This is a genomic window from Rhizomonospora bruguierae (assembly GCF_018397995.1).
GTDB classification, from domain to species: domain Bacteria; phylum Actinomycetota; class Actinomycetes; order Mycobacteriales; family Micromonosporaceae; genus Rhizomonospora; species Rhizomonospora bruguierae.
On sequence record NZ_BBQH01000073.1, the window covers coordinates 1 to 2,942 of the forward strand.

At 74.8% G+C, this 2,942-nt stretch carries 1 protein-coding gene; it reads left to right on the forward strand.

Annotated elements, in window-relative coordinates:
• Window positions 1-22 precede the first annotated feature (22 nt).
• A partial coding sequence (locus tag KJS59_RS25220) for a type I polyketide synthase (protein WP_213455453.1) occupies window positions 23-2,942 on the forward strand: 2,920 nt, incomplete at its 3' end.

Sequence of the window (2,942 nt, forward strand, 5' to 3'; positions counted from 1 at the left end):
AACGGTTGGGGCCGATGTGGCGATGGACAGTCCGGGGTATTGGGTGCGGCAGGTCCGGGCCACGGTCCGGTACGCCGATGCCATCGACACCGCCCGCAGCGAGGGTGTCACCCGGATTCTGGAGGTCGGTCCCGACGCGATCCTGACCCCACTGACCGAAGGGGCGGTGCCGGCCGCCCGCCGGGAGCAGAGCGAGACCGAGACGCTGATCGGTGCTGTCGCTCAGTTGCACACCACCGGCCAACGGGTCGACTGGGTGGCGGTGCTGCCCAAGGCCAACCGGATCGAGTTGCCCACGTACCCGTTCCAACACCAGCGGTACTGGACCCTGCCGCCCGCCGGAAACGGCGACGTCTCCGCCGCCGGCCAGCTGGCGACCGAGCACCCGGTGCTCATGGCGGCCGTCCCGGCCCCCGACTCCGACGCCGTCACCTTCACCGGTCGTCTGTCCGCGGCCTCCCAGCCGTGGGTTGTTGATCACGACATCCTGGGCAGCGTGCTGCTGCCGGGGGCCGCGTTCGTCGACCTGGCGCTGTTCGCCGCCGCTCAGACCGGCTGCGACACCGTGCAGGAGTTGGCCCTCCAGGCGCCGCTCGTGCTGCGGGATGACGCCGCCGTCGCGATCCAGGTCGTGGTCGGCCCGACCGGTGCGGACGGCCTGCGGAGCATCGCGGTGCATTCCCGGGCCGGGGACCGGCCGTGGACGCTGCACGCTGAGGGGATTCTGTCGGTCGCGGGTCAGCCTGTGCCTGCTGTGGTGGCTGGTGCGTGGCCGCCGGCTGGTGTCACGCCGGTTCCGTTGGATACCGCGTATGACGACTTGGCCGTGGCCGGGTACCGGTATGGGCCGGCGTTCCAGGGCATGACGGAAGCCTGGCGGGCCGGCGATGACTTCTATGCCACGGTCAGCCTGCCACAGTCCATCGTGGACTCTGGTGCTGGTTTCGAGATTCACCCGGCGTTGCTGGACGCTGCCATGCACGCCCCGCTCGCGTATGCCGCGGTGACCGTTGACGGCGACGGGCCGGTGTTGCCGTTCGTCTGGACCGGTGTGCGGTTGCACGCTACCGGTGCCAGCACGGTCCGGGTACGGATCACCCGGCCCGGTCCCGACAGCCTCACCCTCGAACTCACCGACCCGACCGGCCAACCCGTCGCGTCGGTGCGGGCGGTGCGCGGGCGCGCGGTGACCGCCGACCAGCTGCGCGACAGCACGGTCGACGACCTGTACCAGATCGAGTGGCAGCCGCTGCGCGCGAGCGTCGCCGCACCGGTCGAGTGGACCGCGTGGACGGATCTACCCGCCGACGGCCCCGCCCCCGCGACCGTGGTCCTGCCCTGCGTCCCCGCCGGGGGCGACGATCCGCTCGCCGCCGCGCACACCCTGGCCGACGAGGTACTGGGCCGGTTGCAGGGCTGGCTCGCCGACCCGCGGTACGAGGGTTCGAGGCTGGTCCTGGTCACCCACGACGCGGCCGCCGACGTGCGCGTCGCCCCGGTCTGGGGACTGGCCCGAGCGGCACAGGCCGAGCATCCCGGCCGGTTCGTGCTCGTCGACCTCGACGACCGGGACGCCTCGTGGGAGGCGCTCGGCGCGGCCCTGGCCTCCGGCGAGCCGGAGCTGGCGATCCAGGACGGGCAGGCCGTCGTGCCGCGGCTGGCCCGGGTCGCCGCCGGTGCCGCGGCATCGCCCTGGGACGGGGACGGAACGGTGCTGGTCACCGGCGGCACCAGTGGCCTCGGCGCCCTCGCCGCCCGCCACCTCGTCGCCGAGCACGGCGTCCGCCACGTGCTGCTGACCAGCCGGCGCGGGCCCGACGCGCCCGATGCGGCGCGGGTGCGCCAGGAGCTGACCGACCTCGGCGCGACCGTGACGGTGGCGGCCTGCGACGTGTCCGACCGCGCCGCGCTCGCCGCCCTGCTCGCCGCGATTCCCGCCGAGCACCCGCTGATCGGCGTGGTGCACGCGGCCGGCGTCGCGCAGAACGGCCTGATCGACGCGCTCACGCCCGACCGGCTGGCCGCGGTGTTCGCCGCCAAGGCCGACGCGGCCTGGCACCTGCACGAGCTGACCCGCGATCTGAACCTGAAGGCGTTCGTGCTGTACTCCTCCGCCGGCGGCCTGGTGCTCGCCGCGGGCCAGGGCAACTACGCCGCGGCCAACGTCTTCCTCGACGCACTCGCGCGGCACCGGCGTGCCGCGGGGCTGCCGGCCACCGCGATGGCCTTCGGCCTGTGGAGCATGCAGACCGGCATGACCCAGCTGCTCGACCTGACCGAGCAGCGGATGCAGGCGCAGGGCCTGCCGGCGCTCGCCCCCGAACACGGCCTCGCGCTGTTCGACCGGGCGCTGGCCGCCGGGGCCGCGGCGGTGGTGCCGCTGCGCGTCGACGCCGCGGTCCTGCGGCGCCGTGGCGAAGAGATCCCGGCCCTGCTCCGCGGCCTGGTCCGGATGCCGGCGCGGCGGGCGGCCGCCGGCGCGTCCGGTGCGGCAACCGGCGGGCTCGCGGGGCGCCTCGCGGGCCTGGACGCCGCCGAGCGCGCCAGATTCCTGCTCGACCTCGTCCGCGCCCAGGTGGCCGTGGTGCTCGGCCACGACAGCGCCGACGCGGTGGAGCCCGGCCGGGCCTTCCAGGACCTCGGCTTCGACTCGCTGACCGCGGTCGAGCTGCGCAACCAGCTCGGCACCGCCACCGGTGTGCGCCTGCCGGCCACGCTCGTCTTCGACTACCCGACGGCCCAGGCGGTCGCGGACCACATCGGCTCGCTGCTCGGCCCCGCCACCGGCGCCGCCGCCACGCCCGTGGTACGGGCCGTCGAGGCCGACCAGCTCGGCGAGCCGATCGCCATCGTCGGCATGGGCTGCCGCTTCCCCGGCGGGGTCGCGACCCCGGAGGACCTCTGGCGGCTACTCGCCGACGGCGTCGACGCGATCGGCGCCT